19 protein-coding genes are annotated in these 17,868 nt (G+C 38.4%); 8 read left to right on the forward strand and 11 right to left on the reverse strand.

Annotated elements, in window-relative coordinates; genetic code table 11:
• Positions 1–129 precede the first annotated feature (129 nt).
• The 4 genes from AC559H_RS23910 (at position 130) to AC559H_RS23925 (ending at position 4,928) form a co-directional block, all read left to right on the forward strand.
• The gene (locus tag AC559H_RS23910) at positions 130–2,160 is read left to right on the forward strand and encodes a serine/threonine phosphatase (protein WP_026794686.1); all 2,031 of its coding nucleotides are present in this window, start codon (positions 130–132) and stop codon (positions 2,158–2,160) included.
• Positions 2,161–2,367: 207 nt separating this feature from the next.
• A complete protein-coding gene (locus tag AC559H_RS23915) occupies positions 2,368–2,943 on the forward strand; it encodes an IS607 family transposase (RefSeq protein WP_071782560.1) in 576 nt (191 codons plus the stop codon).
• 10 nt (positions 2,944–2,953) lie between these two features.
• Positions 2,954–3,547, forward strand: coding sequence for a hypothetical protein (locus AC559H_RS23920; protein WP_330943090.1), 594 nt, complete (start codon positions 2,954–2,956; stop codon positions 3,545–3,547).
• A 172-nt stretch (positions 3,548–3,719) separates the two neighbouring features.
• Positions 3,720–4,928 carry a protein kinase domain-containing protein gene (locus AC559H_RS23925; RefSeq protein ID WP_026786153.1) on the forward strand — a complete coding sequence of 403 codons (1,209 nt, stop codon included), beginning with the start codon at positions 3,720–3,722 and terminating at the stop codon, positions 4,926–4,928.
• A 160-nt stretch (positions 4,929–5,088) separates the two neighbouring features.
• Here AC559H_RS23925 and AC559H_RS23930 read toward each other — a convergent pair whose 3' ends face one another.
• The 6 genes from AC559H_RS23930 to aroA form a co-directional block, all read right to left on the reverse strand.
• Positions 5,089–5,313 carry a DUF4327 family protein gene (locus AC559H_RS23930; RefSeq protein WP_026786154.1) on the reverse strand — a complete coding sequence of 75 codons (225 nt, stop codon included), beginning with the start codon at positions 5,311–5,313 and terminating at the stop codon, positions 5,089–5,091.
• A 259-nt stretch (positions 5,314–5,572) separates the two neighbouring features.
• On the reverse strand, positions 5,573–6,175 hold the full coding sequence (locus AC559H_RS23935; RefSeq protein ID WP_026786155.1) for a hypothetical protein: 603 nt from the start codon (positions 6,173–6,175) through the stop codon (positions 5,573–5,575).
• Positions 6,176–6,524: 349 nt separating this feature from the next.
• Entirely contained in the window at positions 6,525–6,794 is a 270-nt protein-coding gene (locus AC559H_RS23940) for a hypothetical protein (RefSeq protein ID WP_199918644.1), read from the reverse strand.
• A complete protein-coding gene (locus tag AC559H_RS23945) occupies positions 6,760–6,945 on the reverse strand; it encodes a hypothetical protein (RefSeq protein WP_026786157.1) in 186 nt (61 codons plus the stop codon). Before AC559H_RS23945 ends, AC559H_RS23940 begins: the two co-directional genes overlap by 35 nt.
• The gene (locus tag AC559H_RS23950) at positions 6,942–7,832 is read right to left on the reverse strand and encodes an AAA family ATPase (RefSeq protein WP_026794684.1); all 891 of its coding nucleotides are present in this window, start codon (positions 7,830–7,832) and stop codon (positions 6,942–6,944) included. The genes AC559H_RS23945 and AC559H_RS23950 overlap by 4 nt, the downstream gene beginning before the upstream one ends.
• A gap of 211 nt (positions 7,833–8,043) precedes the next feature.
• Positions 8,044–9,393 carry a 3-phosphoshikimate 1-carboxyvinyltransferase gene (gene aroA / locus AC559H_RS23955; protein ID WP_026794683.1) on the reverse strand — a complete coding sequence of 450 codons (1,350 nt, stop codon included), beginning with the start codon at positions 9,391–9,393 and terminating at the stop codon, positions 8,044–8,046.
• Between the two features lie 107 nt (positions 9,394–9,500).
• Here aroA and AC559H_RS23960 point away from each other — a divergent pair, with 107 nt between their 5' ends.
• On the forward strand, positions 9,501–9,986 hold the full coding sequence (locus tag AC559H_RS23960) for a hypothetical protein (RefSeq protein ID WP_026794682.1): 486 nt from the start codon (positions 9,501–9,503) through the stop codon (positions 9,984–9,986).
• 83 nt (positions 9,987–10,069) lie between these two features.
• Here the strand turns inward: AC559H_RS23960 and AC559H_RS23965 are convergent, their stop codons facing one another.
• The 3 genes from AC559H_RS23965 to AC559H_RS23975 form a co-directional block, all read right to left on the reverse strand.
• Entirely contained in the window at positions 10,070–12,472 is a 2,403-nt protein-coding gene (locus AC559H_RS23965) for a dynamin family protein (protein ID WP_026794681.1), read from the reverse strand.
• A 322-nt stretch (positions 12,473–12,794) separates the two neighbouring features.
• On the reverse strand, positions 12,795–13,289 hold the full coding sequence (locus tag AC559H_RS23970; protein WP_026794680.1) for a hypothetical protein: 495 nt from the start codon (positions 13,287–13,289) through the stop codon (positions 12,795–12,797).
• A 134-nt stretch (positions 13,290–13,423) separates the two neighbouring features.
• Positions 13,424–13,906, reverse strand: coding sequence for a helix-turn-helix transcriptional regulator (locus tag AC559H_RS23975; protein ID WP_026794679.1), 483 nt, complete (start codon positions 13,904–13,906; stop codon positions 13,424–13,426).
• A gap of 122 nt (positions 13,907–14,028) precedes the next feature.
• Between AC559H_RS23975 and AC559H_RS23980 the strand changes: the two genes are divergently transcribed.
• The 3 genes from AC559H_RS23980 to AC559H_RS23990 all read left to right on the forward strand — a co-directional run bounded on the left by AC559H_RS23980 (position 14,029) and on the right by AC559H_RS23990 (position 15,346).
• Positions 14,029–14,382, forward strand: a complete 354-nt coding sequence (locus tag AC559H_RS23980; protein WP_026798612.1) for a hypothetical protein — start codon at positions 14,029–14,031, stop codon at positions 14,380–14,382.
• 144 nt (positions 14,383–14,526) lie between these two features.
• Entirely contained in the window at positions 14,527–14,865 is a 339-nt protein-coding gene (locus tag AC559H_RS23985) for a hypothetical protein (protein WP_026794677.1), read from the forward strand.
• A 4-nt stretch (positions 14,866–14,869) separates the two neighbouring features.
• Positions 14,870–15,346 (forward strand): hypothetical protein, encoded by a 477-nt coding sequence (locus tag AC559H_RS23990; protein WP_026794676.1) that lies wholly within the window; start codon positions 14,870–14,872, stop codon positions 15,344–15,346.
• A 217-nt stretch (positions 15,347–15,563) separates the two neighbouring features.
• Here AC559H_RS23990 and AC559H_RS23995 read toward each other — a convergent pair whose 3' ends face one another.
• Together AC559H_RS23995 and AC559H_RS24000 are read right to left on the reverse strand one after the other, a co-directional pair.
• Positions 15,564–17,336, reverse strand: coding sequence for a tetratricopeptide repeat protein (locus tag AC559H_RS23995; RefSeq protein ID WP_026798613.1), 1,773 nt, complete (start codon positions 17,334–17,336; stop codon positions 15,564–15,566).
• 112 nt (positions 17,337–17,448) lie between these two features.
• On the reverse strand, positions 17,449–17,730 hold the full coding sequence (locus AC559H_RS24000; RefSeq protein ID WP_026786163.1) for a YggT family protein: 282 nt from the start codon (positions 17,728–17,730) through the stop codon (positions 17,449–17,451).
• Positions 17,731–17,868 lie beyond the last annotated feature (138 nt).

A 17,868-nucleotide genomic window follows, 5' to 3' on the forward strand; every position in this document is an offset into this window, starting at 1 on the left:
AATTTAAAATAATGGAAGTTAAGATTCCTGAATCGGGAATGATCCATTTTTCCTAATCCTGTTGTATAATAAAAAATCGTACCCTTAAAATATCCCTGTGTGATTTCTAAAAAGGCAGGGAATCTAACTATGGTCGTTTGTCCCCAGTGTCAATTTGAAAACCCAAATCTAAATAAGTTTTGCCAAAGCTGCGGTACTTCCCTCACCCAGAAATATTGTCCTGAATGTGCGGCTACCGTTCCCCTAAATACCCTGGAATGTCACAACTGCGGGACAGTAACTGGAACAGTTTATCTCGCCGTGGTTAGCCCTTCGTCCTTAGTCGCTTCTCAACCTGATCAATTAGAATCTTTAAATAATGACCATTTAGAGGGGGCCAATACCGTCGAGGAAGCGATTTCAGATCGAATTGAGACTGAACCCCTCACTCCTGACACCCCTCAAGAGTCAGACCCAACACCTGCGGCCATTGAACCCGAAGAAGAAATTTTTTCCCAAACAGATATCGAAGCCATCACCATCGCGCCCCAGGATGCCCTGAGTCCCTCCGGTGAACCGTCACCGCAGGATAGTCTGGAATCGCTCGAACTCCCTATTGGAGCCTATTTAGACCCCCAACAGCGTTATCAACTCCTCGAACCCTTACCTCCGCTACAGTCAGGGGAAACCATCACGGTGAAGGTTTTGGATACCCAACCCTTGCAGGTATCTCCCCTAAAAGCCCTAGAAAAACAAGATTCTACCCCCTCAGACAAGCAATTACAGACCTTTATTATTACGGCGGCACAACCCTATTTTTCCTTAGCTTCCGAGCATTCTAACTATTTCCCTCGCTTACAAGATGCCTGGGAACAGCCTTTCTATAGTGTGATTATTTTAGAAGATTTTACTAATTTCCCCCTATTATCTGACCAGTGGAGTAACAAGAAAAACACAGCCAAACAAATTGTTCATTGGTTAGAGGACTTAGTAAAACTCTGGGTATTGTTGGAACCTTGGAACTGTCGTCAAAGTTTATTAGAAATTCAGAATTTAAGGGTTTTTTCTGAAGATTCTCAACAGTTATGTTTAAAACAATTGTATTTTGAATCGCCCAATTCTGCCCTGAGTTTATCGGATTTAGGATTATTATGGCAGGAGTTATTTCAACAATCCCAACGGACTTATGTAGGTTCCTTAAAAGAAAAATTACGCGATTTAATTGAAGGAAAAATTCAAACCGTTGAACAATTGCAAAAAGATTTAATGGTAGTTTTAGATGAAATTAATTTTCCCTCAACCTCAACTCCCCAACCGATAGATCGAACAGAAACCCCGCCATCGAGCTTAAATCAAGCTCCAACGGTAATTCCGGCTCAGAAACTCAAATCCCTAGAAGCGGTGGGACGTACCGATATCGGACGTCAACGGGATCACAATGAGGACTGTTTTGGGATGGAAACCCAAATCAAGATTCAAGAAACACCCCAGGGACAAACAAGCTCCGTCCGGGGTTTATATATTCTCTGTGATGGGATGGGAGGACACGCCGGAGGGGAAGTGGCGAGTCAAATGGCGGTTGACACCCTGAAAGACTATTTTCAAAACCAATATCCCGATGGACTCCCCACGGCAGAAATCCTACAGGATGCAATTCTTCAGGCAAATGAAGCGATTTATACTGAAAATCAACAGGGAGTCCGTTCCGGTGTGGGTCGCATGGGTACAACCTTAGTGATGGCCTTAGTGGTTGGTCACCAAGTGGCGGTGGCTCATGTGGGAGATAGTCGGTTATATCGTTTAACTCGCACCCATGGGTTACAGCAAGTTACCGTTGATCATGAAGTCGGACAACGGGAAATTCAAAAAGGAATTGAGCCCGAACTAGCCTACTCTCGTCCCGACGCCTATCAATTAACTCAAGCCTTAGGGCCGAGGGAGGAGCAGTTTGTTCATCCCGAGGTTCAGTTTTTGGAAATTGAGGAAGATACGGTTCTAATTATAGCATCCGACGGCTTAACGGATAATAACCTCTTAGAAATATTCTGCGAAACTCAACTTGATCCCTTACTCAAGCCCGAAACCCCTTTATCCACAGCAGTAGACAGTTTAATTGCTCTGGCGAATCAACATAATGGTCACGATAATATTACGGCTATTGTAGTTCGAGCTTGGGTTTAGGGGAAGGGGTGTCTCAACGTAGTGAGTCCTTTAGGACTCTCTTAGAGGGAGCATAGGGAGGTTGTTTAACAGCGTAAGTTTTATTAACAAATGCTAACGTATGTTATAGTTTAATATAGCAATCCTAAATAAGTTGTAACACTTGCTCCTTGCTGTGCCTGGGTTGTAGGCTCATTTATCTCCACAACTCAAATAGGATTGCTATACATGGCATACATACCACTCAGAAAAGCGGTCGAATTTCTGGATCTGCATCCAAATACGTTGAGAAAATACGCCGATGAAGGGAAGATCAAAAGCATCAAAAACCCAGCAGGACAAAGACTGTACGATGTCGAATCCTACATCAGAGATACAGTGGTCGCTACCACTGTTTGCTACTGCCGAGTTAGTTCAACAAAACAACGGGATGACCTCGATAGACAAGTTGTCTATATGCAATCAGTCTACCCAGATGCAGAAATTGTCCGAGATATCGGTTCAGGACTTAACTTCAAAAGGAAAGGATTGCAAGGGTTACTGGTCAGACTTATGCGAGGAGATAAGCTCACAATTATTGTTGCCTGTAGAGACAGATTATGTCGATTCGGATTTCAATTATTCGAGTTTATGGCAGAACAAAACGGTGGAAACATCGTGGTTCTCGAAAATCCTATATACTGCCCAGAAACCGAACTCACAGCCGATCTTCTCTCCATCCTTGGTGTCTTTTCTTGTCGGATGCACGGACTCAGAAGCTACAGCAAAAAAATCAAAGAAGATCCGAATCTACCTAAACCCTGAACAAAAAAAATTGCTCAAACAATGGTTCGGAGTTAGTAGATTTGTCTACAACGAAACCATTAAATATTTGCAGCAACCTGATACAAAAGCCAACTGGATGGCGATTAAAACAGGAATCTTAAACGGATTACCGGAATGGGCTAAACCCGTTCCTTATCAAATTAAATCAATAGCCGTTAAAGATGCTTGTTTAGCTGTTAAAGCTGCAAAAAAAGGGTTTAAGGTAGACGGTAAGATTCGTCGATGTAAATTTCGGAGTCGCAAGGATGTAAAGCAATCAATTTATATCCCTAAATCCGCGATTAAAGATTGTGGAATTTACCACAGTATATTAGGAGAGTGTCAATTCAAAGAATCACTTCCTAATAATTTTAGTGATGGTCGAGTAACACTAATTTACGGTGAATATTACTTGACCATTGCTACAGAAGTGCAGCAACTAAATTCCGAGAATCAAGGGAGAGTTGTTGCCTTAGATCCTGGTGTTCGCACATTCATGACATTTTTTTCTGAAACATCTTTTGGTTGGCTAGGTAAAGATTCTAACTTGCACGTTCAGAAATTATGTTTCAAGATCGACATCTACCCAATTAAATATGGATAGGGATCTAAATGGTGCGCGAGGGATTTTCCTTCGTGCATTGGTTGATACGCCTTGGTTGAGAAAACATCTTGACTTATGTATTTGTTAACAAACGTTAGCAAAAAAGTATCGGTAAACTCATTACCCATTAATCATTACCTATTCGTAATTCTCTTAACTGATAACTGAATTTATGTTAATTCTAACGTTGTTAGACCCCCAACAAAAAACCCCCCTGCGACAGTGGACATTTGCACAGGAGGCGGTAATTCGAGTTGGACGGGCGGCGGATAATCAAGTTGTAATCGTTGATTCCTTGGTTTCCCGTTATCATCTGGAGTTACACCGTCCAACGGATGAAACCCTGAATTCCCTTTGGTTACTCGTGAGTAAGGGAACAAATGGAACCTTTGTGAATGGGGTTCTCATGAATCAGGGTTTAGTCGGGGATGGTGCTTTAATTGAATTAGCAAAAGATGGCCCCTTATTGCAAATTCAACTCCAGGCCAGTGTCATTGCTATTCCGGCCACTCCTCCCTCCTGCAAACATCAGGGGAATACGCCGGGGAATTTATTCTGTATTCATTGTGGGCTTCCCATTCTGGTTGAACGCACAATCCGACAATATCAAGTATTGAGAACCATCGGACAGGGAGGAATGGGAACAACCACCCTAGCCTGGGATTCTACCACGGCTAAATCGGCTGTGCCTGTTGTCGTTGTTCTCAAAGAAATGAATGCGGATATGGCACAAATTGCCAAGGCCCAAGAATTATTTGAACGGGAAGCCCGTACCCTAAAAGCCTTAAACCATGAGGGAATTCCCCAGTTTTATGACTTTTTCGTGGAAGATGGCAAAAAATATTTAGTCATGGAAATGATCCATGGCACCGATCTGGAACAGTATATCCATCAACGGGGGCCAGTAATTCCCCAACAGGCGATTCAGTGGATGATTCAAACCTGCGAGATATTGGACTATATTCACTCCCTCGATCCGCCTCTAATCCACCGAGATATCAAGCCTGCAAACTTGCTCTTGCGGAGACGGGATCACCGCATTGTAGTTTTGGACTTTGGAGCCGTGAAGGAAATCGGAACGCCGCCCGGAACCCGCATCGGGGCTGAAGGATATAGCGCTCCTGAACAGGATCGAGGACAACCCCTGACTCAATCGGATTTATATGCGATCGGTACGACCTTAATTTTTCTACTGACCGCCGAGACACCCCTAAAATTCTATGGTAAACGAGGGAATAGTTATGGTTTTGAACTCGATAACGTTCCGACTATTACGCCTCAACTGCGAAAAGTAATTGAACAAGCCACGGAATACCGACCAAAGGATCGCTATCCAACGGCTCAATCTCTATCTCAAGCTTTAGCCCAGTGCCTAAATTGATCAAATCGTGAGGAAGATTTATGCAAAGGAGGAGGAAAGGGCAAAGGACTAAAAGCCACGGATAGAGAAATACAAAACTTTAGACAGTGGAATTTGAAAGGATGAATTTTTGATTGATTATAGACCGACTGAAATCAAGGAGAGTTTGAGAAATAGGTTTCTAATCTTCGTCTTCATCCCAAGCTTCAACGGCTAATAACTCGCTGAGTGGATCTTGCATGGAGAAACCAAATTCTAACAATTCCTGTTTCCAATATTTCCATTCATCGCCATAGAGAAGGGCAATTTTCCATAGACTATCGGAAGGTTTGATAATGTCAGACTTGACCAGGGAATCCACCTGACGCTGTAATTTATCCATCGGGTGTATAACCTTTTGGCTCATAATACCTCTTAAGTTGTTCTAATTTCTAAAGGGTTAACGCTTTCCAACCTGAACGATTTTTCTTTGCATACAGGGCTAATGCCACTCAAAGCAACTTCCTCGATCATGAGTATAGCATAAACTTTGAAAAAGCAATCTTTTTTTTTAATTTAGGTGTTAATTCTCGTTGACGATGGCTTGAATTTCACCCTAAAGCCAATTATAGCGGGGAAAACCAAAAAGTGTAATCCCAACTTATTGACTAGGAATCGCTCTTTAATTAATCGGTATCCGTAATACACAATACCCAAACTTGATAGTTTCGCTTATCAATTCCAAACCAAGTCACATCCCAAGAAACGCCCGCGAACCACTCTGTCCAAGGTTCTTGAGAAATATACATCTGAATTTCATCATAGCGACTTCCAAACAAAGTCTCACAAAATTTCATCCCGATATCCTTCGCTTGTTTCGCAGTTCCTTCAAATTCTTCATCTGCGCCACCTAAAAATAAAGCCTCTGCTAATTCTCCATCTAAGGTGAAAGCACTGGTATCTTCCGTTAGGTCTAGGTCTGTGGTTAAAGGGGTTTCAATTTCTAAAGCTGATAAACCATCCATCACTGGGGGTAAGGTAACAAACTGTTCAAAAAAATTAATTTCATTCAGTAAGTCCCTGGAGCCAAACCAATTTAACACCGCATGGGGAGAAACCTTAAATCGGGCGAACTCCGCACCCCCATTAACCAAAATTTTTCTTAATTCTTGGAGGAGTTTATTAACAGATGGATCTTCTAGGGGGGTATATACGACTTGTAATTCTTGCCACATTTGCTCAATTTCTTCTTCCGAAGGGCGGTATTGGTCTCGATTAGGAACTAACATCAATGTTGATCTCCAGTTAACAATATTTTATATACTTTACTTGAGTCTTTAAAAACTCACAAGATTATTTTCAAAAAATATTATAAAAGTTAACAGAATTAATAGAGGTTTTTATGGTACTTGTTGATTCTTTTCAGAATCAGCGATCACACTGTAAAATAAAATTAGGCTTATTTTACTCATCTATTTTCTAAATTTATGGAAATGGAAACCTTAAAACAACTAACGAAAAGTTTTGATTAATACCCTACAAGGGAAATATGCTCATTCTCCCACCAGTAGTGAAGATTTTGCTCAACAAAAACAATCATAACATTGACTGGGAGGAATGCAACGGATGAATATTATTTTAGTCTAGTACATCCATCACAACTTTTGCAGCCTCCGTTAAACCTTTGGTGAAAGGAGCATATCCAGTTGAACAACAAGTTTTAATAATGTCTAAATCAATCTCAAACCCTAGTTTCCATCGGATTTGAAGTGGTCGTTGATTGCTACTAACTTCTGAGAGATAAGTTGATTTTGCGATCGCAGTTTCTAAAACATTTTTGATCTCATCTAAGGTTTCTATATTCTCCAGTTGTTCAATGTACAAAATCACAATCAGATAATCTCGCACTTTTGAGTTCTCGTCTAATTAAAGTATGAAGCGCTCCTTCTTTATCCTTGTCAATAATTTTTCCACCGTCTTCGGGTTTAATATAAGGAATACTTGCGCCTAATTCTGCTTCCCCTTCAGCAATTAATCCAATCCGAATCGGACGACTCATGCAGGATTTCCTCCAAATACATTGGTAAACCAAAGTTCACCTAAAGCGCCATCATAAGCTTCCAGTGCTTTTTGAAAACGCACAGAATCTATAGGTAAACTATGAACTTGAGTTTTACCTTCGTTATCTAGTTCAACAGCACGAACTTGATAAGGTTCAACATAATTTAACAGGACAGGAGAATGGGTTGTAATTAAAACTTGAACAGGTTTTCCCGCTATTCCTTCTGTTGATACTATTTTCAATAATTCCATCATTTTATGCAGTAACCAATTACGATTAGCGTGCAAAATATCAACTAGAGCATAAACAATCCCTTGTCCTGTCCTTTCCATGTCACCATTTGATGAGCCATTATTAGATAAGTAAACTGGGGAAAAATCGTAAATACTCACCTTTCTTAAGGCATTGCCAACAAAAGAATCGGGGTATTGATTAGAAACCAAAAATTTTCCGAGTTGAACAGCAAACTGACTGATTTGATTACGAGTTTGTTTAAGATTTCCTATAGAAACTTTTTGCTGAGGATAATCAAGATGGACTAATAGCTCTGAAAATATTGTATTTTCTTCAGAAGAATTGCTTTCTGTTGGAGGATGGGTACTCACTTCAAACAACAGTGAATCTAGTTTCCCATGCCAGAATTTAGATTCCAAACTCTGTTGATTCTTACTGACAATTGTTAAAGAATTGGCAAACAAAGGTATTACCTCTGTCTTACTCGTAGTAGCTATCAACCTTTGGATAAAATCAGATAATACAGCTAAAGATTCACAAATATTTGATTTTCCCGAACCATTCGGCCCAATAAAGACAGTTAAGGGTTCTAAATTAACTTCTGTATCAAAGAGGCTTTTATAGTGCTGAACTCGTAGTTTAGATAACATCTCTTTTAGAGTAAGCAGATTTATTGATTATATAACAACTTCAAACACTTTGTAAAACAAAAACTTTTGTCCACGCAAAGGATGTTTGTACAATACCTTATGCAATACCATACCGCTATAATACTCAGGTTGAGTTAACTGCGATCGCTATTATTAAAACCAGGTTTCTCAAATAATTAGAAACCCGGTTTCTTGAGTTTCTGCGACAATTTTAAACCGTACAAATTTCGGTTAACGTGGCAACAAAATTCGGGTAAGAAATTCCGGCGGCTTCAGCGCGGTGAATAGTAGTTTTTCCTTGACAATTCAAAGCCACGATCGCTAAACTCATGGCAATTCTATGATCCGTATCGCTATCAACTTCTGTCCCCGTTAAAGGAAAACCCCCGGTAATTTCTAAGCCGTCGGGACGTTCACTAATTTTAGCTCCCAATTGACTCATTTGAGTCGCCATTACCGTAATCCGATCACTTTCTTTCACCCTTAATTCTTCCGCATCTTTAATAATAGTTGTCCCCTCAGCAAAAGCCGCAGCCACCGCCAAAATTGGAATTTCATCAATTAATCGAGGAATAATATCCCCCCCAATTTCACAGGCTTTTAATTGACTATATTTAACTCGAATATCCGCCACAGGTTCCCCCGCCACAGTCCGTTCATTCTCTAATTGTAAATTCGCTCCCATTTTTTCTAAAGCTTCTAAAATCCCGGTGCGAGTCGGGTTAACCCCCACATTTTCCACGACTAATTCCGACCCGGGAACAATGGCCGCGGCCACTAACCAAAAGGCCGCCGAACTAATATCCCCCGGAACCACAACGTGCTGACCGTGTAGTTCTGCTGGCCCTTTAACGGTTACACTATAAGTATCTGGTTCAACGGTTAAATTCGCCCCAAATGCCCTTAACATTCGTTCACTGTGATCCCGTGACAGGGCGGGTTCGGTAACGGTGGTTTCTCCTTCGGTCATCAACGCGGCTAACAGAATACAGGATTTCACCTGGGCTGAAGCAATGGGGGAAACATAATGAATGGGGCGCAGGGCTTGACCCTGAACCGCTAGGGGTGCATAAGATCCCCCTTGACGGCCCCAAATAGTGGCCCCCATCTGTTGTAAAGGTTTGGTAACACGGGACATGGGGCGACGTACCAGGGAACTATCCCCGGTGACACTAAAAAATCGTCCGGGGTGGGAGGCGAGTATTCCTAACATTAACCGTAGGGTTGTACCGGAATTACCCGCGTCTAAGACTTCCAGGGGTTCTTGAAGATTACCCAGTCCAATGCCTTTGACTTCTACCCGTTGGGAATTTAACTCGGAAATTTCCGCCCCCATCCGAGAAAAACATTCGGCGGTACTGCGGGGGTCTGCTCCTAACAATAACCCTTCGATGGTGGTGACACCTTTAGCTAAGGCTCCTAACATTAAGGCGCGATGGGAAATTGACTTATCCCCAGGAATGCGGATGCGACCTTGTAAGGATAACCCAAATTTGGGGGGGTGTATTGTTAATATTTGCTCAGTTTCTCTATTTTCTGTTGTTATGATAGTCTCTTGCATTTTATGATTTTAGATTAGGCCACTGATTTCTAAAAGTGATCCTACCGCTTTCTCGACCCTAAGCAAATTAGAAACGTCGAGAATTTTACCTAATATTGAGATGAATTATGTTAACACACTATCGTGTCCCTGTGAGTCTGTCTTTAGTTGCCATAGACTTACCCCTTCGCTCTTTAATTGAGGGGTCGGCAACCCTGTATCAGAAGGAGCGTGACCAGTTCCATTTATTGTTACATGAACCTGCCTTAGTGGAATGGGAGCCCGATATTTTGCCCCAAGAAACAGCCCCCCCGCCCCAAAAACCCCGTCTATTGTGGTTAGAGGTGTCTCCCTATCGGGCGGTGATGACGATGCAGGGACAGGGGAAATATAGTTATCGTCATTTATGGCAACAGGGAATGTATGGCTTGAGTCGCTATTATTTACAAACGGATTTACAGGCCATGGCCAGTCAATTGCGTCTGCGTAATTTTACTCGGAAGTTGGAGTTAGTCGGACATCCTCTACCTGAATATGTGCGTTTAGAATACGAACTCTGGTCAGAAAATCTACAAATGGGTCGTTATGTTTTAAGTTTGGAAATTCATCATTAACGGGTGTCAGGTTTTGGGTGCAGGGAAAAGATTACGGGGTGTCAATCTTCTCCCCCGTTTTCAATTGAAATCATTGATTTTTGTTAGTCTATTAATTTTTCTACATCTATTAACTGATCTTCAACTTGGCTCAATAATTCTTGGCTTTCTTTGATTGCAAATTCAAGTTTAACTTTGAGTTCTTTCAAAGGTTCTTCTGATAATTTTTTGGATTCAAGGATTTGCTGCAAAATGGTTGATATTTGATCGATATAATCACTGTAAGAAACATTATTTTCATTCGTAATATATTCTTTAGATAATTGGTTGGTAATATACTTTTTCATTTCAGATTTTCTCTCTTCAAATTTATCTTTCATTAACTCAGTAGCTTCTTGAATATACTGTTGCACATCAATGGAATATTTTTCTTTAACAATCGGAATGTTCAATCTCAATAAATTTAGAGGTGCAACAAAATTATTATGCAATTGACCCCAAATAGAAATTTGTGGCTTAATACCCATGTTTATATTAGACATTCCATCAGGGATTTCATCAGAAGAAAAATCTGGCAATTGCCACTCATCGGTCAGATCCAAATTAAGTGAAAAATTAGTTTGTATTCTTGTACGAACTCGTATTACAGACTCTTGTATTTTTGGTAAATATTTGTTAATCAGTTTAGATAATTCCTCCTCAGTCATTGAAATGTACTCATTAATTTTTTCCTCTTTATCTGATAGAATCTTTTCAAAATATTCTTCTGTACACTTTTTTATTCTTTGAGAATATTTATTAGATTCATTCTGACTTGTACACTCTAAAATTTTAGGGTTAATACCAAGAGCCGATATCTTTTTCTCTAAATCGCTAGAGCGAATATTAGGAGCCCAATTTTTGAGTACAACAGAATCCAAGTAATCATTTAAATACTTCAACTGTTCATTGAGTTTTTCTTCTAAAACCTTTTCATTAGTTTCAATCAGGTCTTTTTCGCTTTTAACAAATTTAATATCGTCTTGAATTTGGTTAAAATCTCTATTGAAACCACTCTGCCAACACATCAGATCATTATTGAGATTCTTTAAACGGTTTTCACTCTTCTTCAGTGAACTTTTAAGAGAAAGAGGAGCGCTCTTAACTAAAAGTACATTAATGGTATTTTCCAAAAAATCACTAAACTTTGATTTCTCCCAGAGCTTTCTAGCTTTTTTCTGAAGCGTATCAAATGTTGTTGTTTTTAGGTCTTCTTCCCAGTCCATCCCAAAAACTTCTGCTGCTAAAGCAAAAACTTCTGCTGCTAAAGGTTCATCCTTTTTTAGTTCATCCTTTTTTAGTTCATCCTTTTTTGGTTCATCCTTTTTTGGTTCATCCTTTTTTGGTTCAGGTATTTTTAGTTCAGATATTGCTTCAGGAGAATATTGTTTAATTTCTTGAATAAAATTAGTAGCGCAAAAAGCCCTTCTTCCTGAAACTTCAAAAATTTTATTATTTCTGTCGTCAGAAGAATTTAGATTAAAGCTGGCTATAATTGACTCTCGCAATTGTTCAGAAGTTATTGTGTCACCAGGTTTACGTTGATCGATTTTATTCACTAAAATGTATAAGTTATCTTCACCAATAACCTCTACAATCTCTTTAATCTCAGTTCTGATCTGGTTATCAACTTCAGTATTAAAAACTGTATAATCTAAGACAACTAAAACAACTGAACTTTGATTGAGTTGTTTTCTAATCAGTTGCTTTCTAATGTTTTCTTGTGTTTCTCCTGCATTGTTTTCTCGGGAATTTGGCCCAGGTGTATCAATGATGACTAAATTACCGAGCCTTTTTGTTATGTTAATTTTTTCATCTTGTATAAAAGGTGTTTCGATACGAGGTAGATCCTTAATTTCACTCCAGATCCCATTAATGCTAGAATCTAACTTGCTACAAAGCCTAACAAAATCATTGATTTCTGTTATAGCTTGTTTAATCTCCTCATATCCTGTAATCTGCGGTGGAAAAATTAGTTCTCTTTCTTTAACTTTCTCAGCTAAATTTTTTAGGAGTGGATAATCAGCAATTTTCTTTAACGTATCATCCCATCCTAAACATTCTACTATTTTAATTCGCAATGTTTCCATTGCACTATTAAATAAAGATAAAGTAGCTTCACTAATGGTTAAAAATGGTTCTGTTAATTCTGCTTTAAACACTATTTCTGTAGGATAAGCTGTCATATCAAGAGTACGACTAGGGAGTAACTCTCTCCCAATCATGGCATTGACCAGGGTAGATTTACCAGCACTGGTTGGTGCAACAATCACAACTCTTAGTTCAAAATTTTGTATACTTGGAAGTGCCTCATTGATTTGATTATGAAATTGAATATATTTTTTCTTTTCACTCTCTATCGTAAATAGATCGCTGGCACGTCTCATTAACTTGCCTGTCTCTTGCAATGTTTCTACTACCTTCTTCTGTAAATCTTGTATAGACGCTGTGAGAGATTGAGTTTCCATATACTTTACCTTAATTGGCTTGTTTTCGAGCAGAGAATGGGTTACTTATCTGTTGTTGCTGTACCTGAAACTGGTACTAATATAACTTTTCCCCATCCTAACTCTACTATACTACAACTCGATAAAAATTACAATAAAAATAATGCTATAGGAGAATCAGCACTCAAATACTCTAGGAAGATAGCAATGCTACCTCTATTATAAGAATTGTTGCATCTAAAAAAGATATGACAAAAATGGCGATCGCTGTAATCGCATTTTTCCTAATTGTTAATTTCACTTAGATGATGCGTGCGCCACGATACCCGCACCCTACAATTTCTTACGGTTTTTTCTGGGGGCAATAATTTACTAATTCTTTGAATAATACCTCATTATTGGAAACAATTTGTTTGGCTTTTTCTCCGGCTTCTTGGACAGTTTTCTGGGCTTCTAATAGTTGTTTTTTCCCTTCTGGAGTAACGGGAGCTTTCTCCGCAATAGTTAGGGCTTCAGCGATTTGCTTTAGACTATTGGAGAGGTCTTTAAACTGTTGGGTTGAGTTTTTCTGAAAGGTTTGTAGGGATTTATTTTTAATCGTTAGGGTTTCTATCTCCTTGGCAATACTGTTTAATTCTTGAGACAGTTGTTGTGTGGTTTTCCCATCTAATTTAGGACTGAGGTTAACTACTAGGGTTTGACCTTCATTGATGATACCGATAAGTTTGATACAGTCGGCGGGTTTACTGCTACAACTGTTTAGGGAAAATGCGATCGCAACAACAGTCACGATCTTCAATAAATAGGGGTTAAAACGAACTTTGTCAAAAAGTTTCACAATATTTTAGGATATTCAGCCTTAATTATTGTCCGGTGTTTGGGATGGAAAATCAAGAGTTATTTTTAAGATAATCGGATATCGAGGTTAATCGAGACGCAGAATAATAATGGTATTGATCAAAAATTCCATTATTAATTATTTTCTTTTTCCTCTATCTCTAAATTTTTGGATAATTCCATAAATTCTGATGTAGGAATCCGTAGATTGATTTGAAATACAATTTGATCTCGTTCAACATTAACGGTAGCAATATTCACGATACTTTTTTCAGGTAATATGCTATTAAGCGGGATTTGAGGAGATAGACATTTATAACCAGATTGCTCTAACCAGTCAGTAATATTGCGCCAATTTTCTATTTTCTCATCCGTTTTATCTAAAAGAAATTTCACATATTTATACACTGTAGTACAAAGATCCGTTTCTACACCCCTTGAAGTTTTGCCCAGTTGTTCTGCAATCTCCGAAGGACTATAACCACAGAGTAATCCTCTTAAGTGTAATTTTTCAACAGGAGTTAAGTGTTTTCCCTTAGCTGAGGCAAGATCTTTATACAAGGTTTCCAAGTCCCAATATTTTGCAACTTGGCTAAACAGTTCATTAGGATTTTCCATGGGACTCTGTAAAAAAAACACTAACTGGATTCTAACATTACTTCTAACGTTTGTCAGTAGATTATTAACTCAAAGTGCATTATTCTAAAAAATATAAAGTACATCCAAATCACTATTTATCTATGTCAACATTTGGATTTGATCGAATCAAAACAGCTTTAAGTCAAGCACTCGAAGGGTTGTCCGATTGGAGTTCATTAAACCGTTTAGATAAAGGTAAAGTTATTGATCAAACGTTCAAATCTCTCATGAGAGATTTAATGAAACAGTTTGGAATGCAACCTGGTGTAGACTATGTTGATAATTTAAGTGACAATGCAAGAAGCGCAGATTTTGTTGCTTTATCTCAACAAGCAGATGAATTAATTAGAGGATTACTTGACGGTAAAATCATTGCAATTTCTGGGCATAGTAGAATTAGTAAGTTAGGAAATGAGTTTAAAGTTCAAGCTCATTTTCGCAAAAAGGTAGCCTAAAAAAAAATCTAGTTGTGTAGAATTATATGAGGTATTGATGGTTGTATTTTATATAATTATTTGTACCTCAGAAAATTTGAAGCTGCTATAATATTGTCTACTTTTGATCTTCAAATCTTATCCTATTTACTTGAGGTAAAGTCAATGGAACCTGTATATTTTCAAGATGGAAATTATATTTATGAGTGTAAATCTTCTCCCGAACAATCAGGAGGCCCTCTTAATAATAGAAGTTTGGAAAAATGGACAGCAGATGTTAAAAAATTATTGAAAGATCAGCAACCTACAGCGTTTCGTTACATCTTTCCAGTGAATCGTGTTGACAGTAGTAATAGAATGATTTTAGAAAAACTAAAAAAAGATTGTAGTAATGTTGATATACAATACTATGACTGTGATTCAGTAGATAATCTAATTAAAGCTTTGCAAAAAGTCAATAGCTTACCTGGGTTAGTTGAATATATTAAGCAAGCAAGGAAATAAAAAAATGACTAAATGTCTTCATTTCTTGAAAATTCAGTGTTTTACTGAACAATTCACTCAATCTATTGACTTCAATGATATTCTGAAAATGCTCAAGGTGCTTCTTGAAAATAAAGATTTATCACAGATTGAAGATTTGCTTTGTGCTGAAACTGTTAATACAGAATTTTTGTCTATCTCTGCTTCTGACCCCAAAATAGGGGAAATTTTGAGTACGGGATCTCAAATTGAGTTTAAAGATTCAGGATATTACTTAGTTGATCAAAATTTATGGAAATCGGTTAAAGATATCATCATTGAACAATCAATTAAAAAGTTTGACGAGTTAAATAAATCTGCTAATTCAAAAGGTAAAGAATCCCAATCTAGTGCAAATAGTAGTAAAAATGATTTTCATAAAATATATGAAGATTATTTCAAAGATTTAGCATTATTAGAAACTTGGTATAACAAAAAAATGCTAATAGTAGAGGTTTCTTAACTCTTTAAGCAGACTTAAAGAAAATAGTGATCAATACTATAAGATAAATTAGGATAAAAAAACTTTAGGGAGACAGCAATAATGTCTCCCTGTACGAGTTTTGAAATTTAAACAATGTATTGGAAGGATAGCGATCGCACATTCTCCTATTACTATTAATATTAATTTTAGTGAAATGGTGCGGGTATTCCAATACACGCACCCTACTTTAATGGGTTTAACCTTCGGTTTCATCCGGTTGCAATTCCCTGACTTTTTCAAAGGCGGCAACGGCTGCTTCTGTTTGTCCTAAATCCTGTAATGTCAGACCTTTATTATACCAAACATCGGCATCATCTGGTTGCAATTCTAGCGCACGGTTAAAGGAAATTAAGGCTGCTTCTAATTGTCCTAAATTGAGTTGTGAAATGCCTTGGTTATATAAGGCGTTAAAATAATTAGGCTCTAATTGAATCGCCTGTTGATAGGATTCTAAGGCTTCTTCTAATCTTCCTAAATCCGATAGGGCGTTTCCGCGATTATTCCAAATATAGGGATCATTGGGTTCTAAATCAACTGCAAGTTGATAGGATTTTAAGGCTTCTTCCATATTCCCTAAAACCTCTAAAACACTACCTCGATTATTCCAGGCATCTGCATATTCTGGTTTCAGGATAATCGCTTGTTCAAAGGAGGATAGAGCTTCTTCAATTCTGCCTAAATTTCTGAGGGTATTACCTCGATAAAACCAAACACGAATATGATTCGGTTGTAGTTGAAGCAATTGATCAAATGAGTCTAAAGCACCATAAAAGTCTCCAGCTTCATCTTGTTTTATTCCTTGCTCAAACCATTGTTTAACTTCTGGTGAAGTTTCTTCAACTATTGGAGTAACTTCGGGAATTATATCCTGTTGGGAAATAATGGGAGTTTCTTCAAATATTGGGGTTTCTTCAGGAATTATATCCTGTTGGGAAATAACGGGAGTTTCCTCAACTATTGGGGTAACTTCGGGAATTATATCCTGTTGGGAAATAACGGGAGTTTCTTCAACTATTGGAGTTTCTTCGGGAATTATATCCTGTTGGGAAATAACGGGAGTTTCTTCAACTATTGGAGTTTCTTCGGGAATTATATCCTGTTGGGAAATAACGGGAGTTTCTTCAACTATTGGAGTAACTTCAGGAATTATATCCTGTTGGGAAATAATGGGAGTTTCCTCAACTATTGGGGTTTCTTCAGGAATTATATCCTGTTGGGAAATAATGGGAGTTTCCTCAACTATTGGGGTTTCTTCAGGAATTATATCCTGTTGGGAAATAACGGGAGTTTCTTCAACTATTGGGGTTTCTTCAGGAATTATATCCTGTTGGGAAATAACGGGAGTTTCTTCAACTATTGGGGTAACTTCGGGAATTATATCCGGTTGGTAACTAACGGGAGTTTCTTCAACTATTGGAGTTTCTTCTTCCCTTGAAATTGCAACACCATCCCCAATAAATTCTGCATTAATAATTGGAGAAGCCTCAATATTCTCGGAAGGATTTGCTGGAGTCGCAACCCCATCCTCGATAAATTCTGCATCAATGATTGGTTTAATCTCATTAATATCGGAAGTCGTAACCTCGGTTTGTGGAGTTAATTGGGCCAAAATGCTTCTGCCAATACTTCCCGCCACATCTCCTAAATCACCAATATCCAGACTCGCTAAAAATACCAGGCGTCGTGCGAGTTCTTCGTGTTGGCTGGGTGTTTCCTGTAAACGGGTTCCAAACCGTTCCAACCAAGCCACTAACTGCGCTTCTTGAACTCTGTTACCAATTAACCATCCCTTAATTTGTCCTCGACTGCTATTAGGTTGTAAGGTGTCCAACAGTTGCAGAAATAGGGCTTCATATTCCGTATCCGTGCGAGTTGGAGTTGCTTCGACCGATGGCGATGGAGGACTAGGTTGCTTCCCAAACAGGCGTTGAATCAGTCGTTTGAAAAATTGAATAATTCGGTTTAACATAAATAGACTTAGACAATATAGTTGTTATTGAAATTCTGGACAAAACCGCCAGTATCGGACATAATACACTGTTTTGATCTAAATCCTGATCCACTAATATTCAAAGATTAGCCTACATCATTCTTAATAATCCCTGTTGACCGAGGAGCATTTCTCGCAACAAACTAAATAGTCCCACCCAAATAATCGGGGTAATATCTACCCCTCCCACGGGGGGAACAATTTTGCGGGTAATGACTAAAAAGGGTTCGGTGGGCCAAACAATTAAGTTAAATGGAAAACGCTGCTGGTTAACTTGGGGATACCAGGTGAGGACGATTCTGAAAATAAACAAAAAGGTCATCAAACCCAGAATTAAACCTAAACCCCAAGTTAAAATTGTTATTGTGTCCATAGGATCGGAAAAAATATTTTAAGTTTTGTTACTGTTTATCGGATCAATTCTAGCGGTTTTGGGAAGTTTTCTCATAAACAGACAAATACCTTCTCAAGATTGTGAAATTTTGTTAAACTGTTAAACCAAGAAATCAAT

This window comes from Planktothrix prolifica NIVA-CYA 540 (genome assembly GCF_963864145.1).
In the GTDB taxonomy this organism is placed as follows: Bacteria; Cyanobacteriota; Cyanobacteriia; order Cyanobacteriales; family Microcoleaceae; genus Planktothrix; species Planktothrix agardhii.

Excerpts from the sequence above, each read along its gene's own strand:
- AC559H_RS23990 (WP_026794676.1), top strand. The coding sequence starts at position 14,870 with ATGACTAAATGTCTTCATTTCTTGAAAATTCAGTGTTTTACTGAACAA.
- AC559H_RS23930 (WP_026786154.1), bottom strand. The coding sequence starts at position 5,313 with ATGAGCCAAAAGGTTATACACCCGATGGATAAATTACAGCGTCAGGTG.
- AC559H_RS23910 (WP_026794686.1), top strand. The coding sequence starts at position 130 with ATGGTCGTTTGTCCCCAGTGTCAATTTGAAAACCCAAATCTAAATAAG.
- aroA (WP_026794683.1), bottom strand. The coding sequence starts at position 9,393 with ATGCAAGAGACTATCATAACAACAGAAAATAGAGAAACTGAGCAAATA.
- AC559H_RS23985 (WP_026794677.1), top strand. The coding sequence starts at position 14,527 with ATGGAACCTGTATATTTTCAAGATGGAAATTATATTTATGAGTGTAAA.
- AC559H_RS23925 (WP_026786153.1), top strand. The coding sequence starts at position 3,720 with ATGTTAATTCTAACGTTGTTAGACCCCCAACAAAAAACCCCCCTGCGA.
- AC559H_RS23945 (WP_026786157.1), bottom strand. The coding sequence starts at position 6,945 with ATGAGTCGTCCGATTCGGATTGGATTAATTGCTGAAGGGGAAGCAGAA.
- AC559H_RS23975 (WP_026794679.1), bottom strand. The coding sequence starts at position 13,906 with ATGGAAAATCCTAATGAACTGTTTAGCCAAGTTGCAAAATATTGGGAC.
- AC559H_RS23950 (WP_026794684.1), bottom strand. The coding sequence starts at position 7,832 with ATGTTATCTAAACTACGAGTTCAGCACTATAAAAGCCTCTTTGATACA.
- AC559H_RS24000 (WP_026786163.1), bottom strand. The coding sequence starts at position 17,730 with ATGGACACAATAACAATTTTAACTTGGGGTTTAGGTTTAATTCTGGGT.
- AC559H_RS23995 (WP_026798613.1), bottom strand. The coding sequence starts at position 17,336 with ATGTTAAACCGAATTATTCAATTTTTCAAACGACTGATTCAACGCCTG.
- AC559H_RS23960 (WP_026794682.1), top strand. The coding sequence starts at position 9,501 with ATGTTAACACACTATCGTGTCCCTGTGAGTCTGTCTTTAGTTGCCATA.
- AC559H_RS23935 (WP_026786155.1), bottom strand. The coding sequence starts at position 6,175 with ATGTTAGTTCCTAATCGAGACCAATACCGCCCTTCGGAAGAAGAAATT.
- AC559H_RS23915 (WP_071782560.1), top strand. The coding sequence starts at position 2,368 with ATGGCATACATACCACTCAGAAAAGCGGTCGAATTTCTGGATCTGCAT.
- AC559H_RS23965 (WP_026794681.1), bottom strand. The coding sequence starts at position 12,472 with ATGGAAACTCAATCTCTCACAGCGTCTATACAAGATTTACAGAAGAAG.
- AC559H_RS23980 (WP_026798612.1), top strand. The coding sequence starts at position 14,029 with ATGTCAACATTTGGATTTGATCGAATCAAAACAGCTTTAAGTCAAGCA.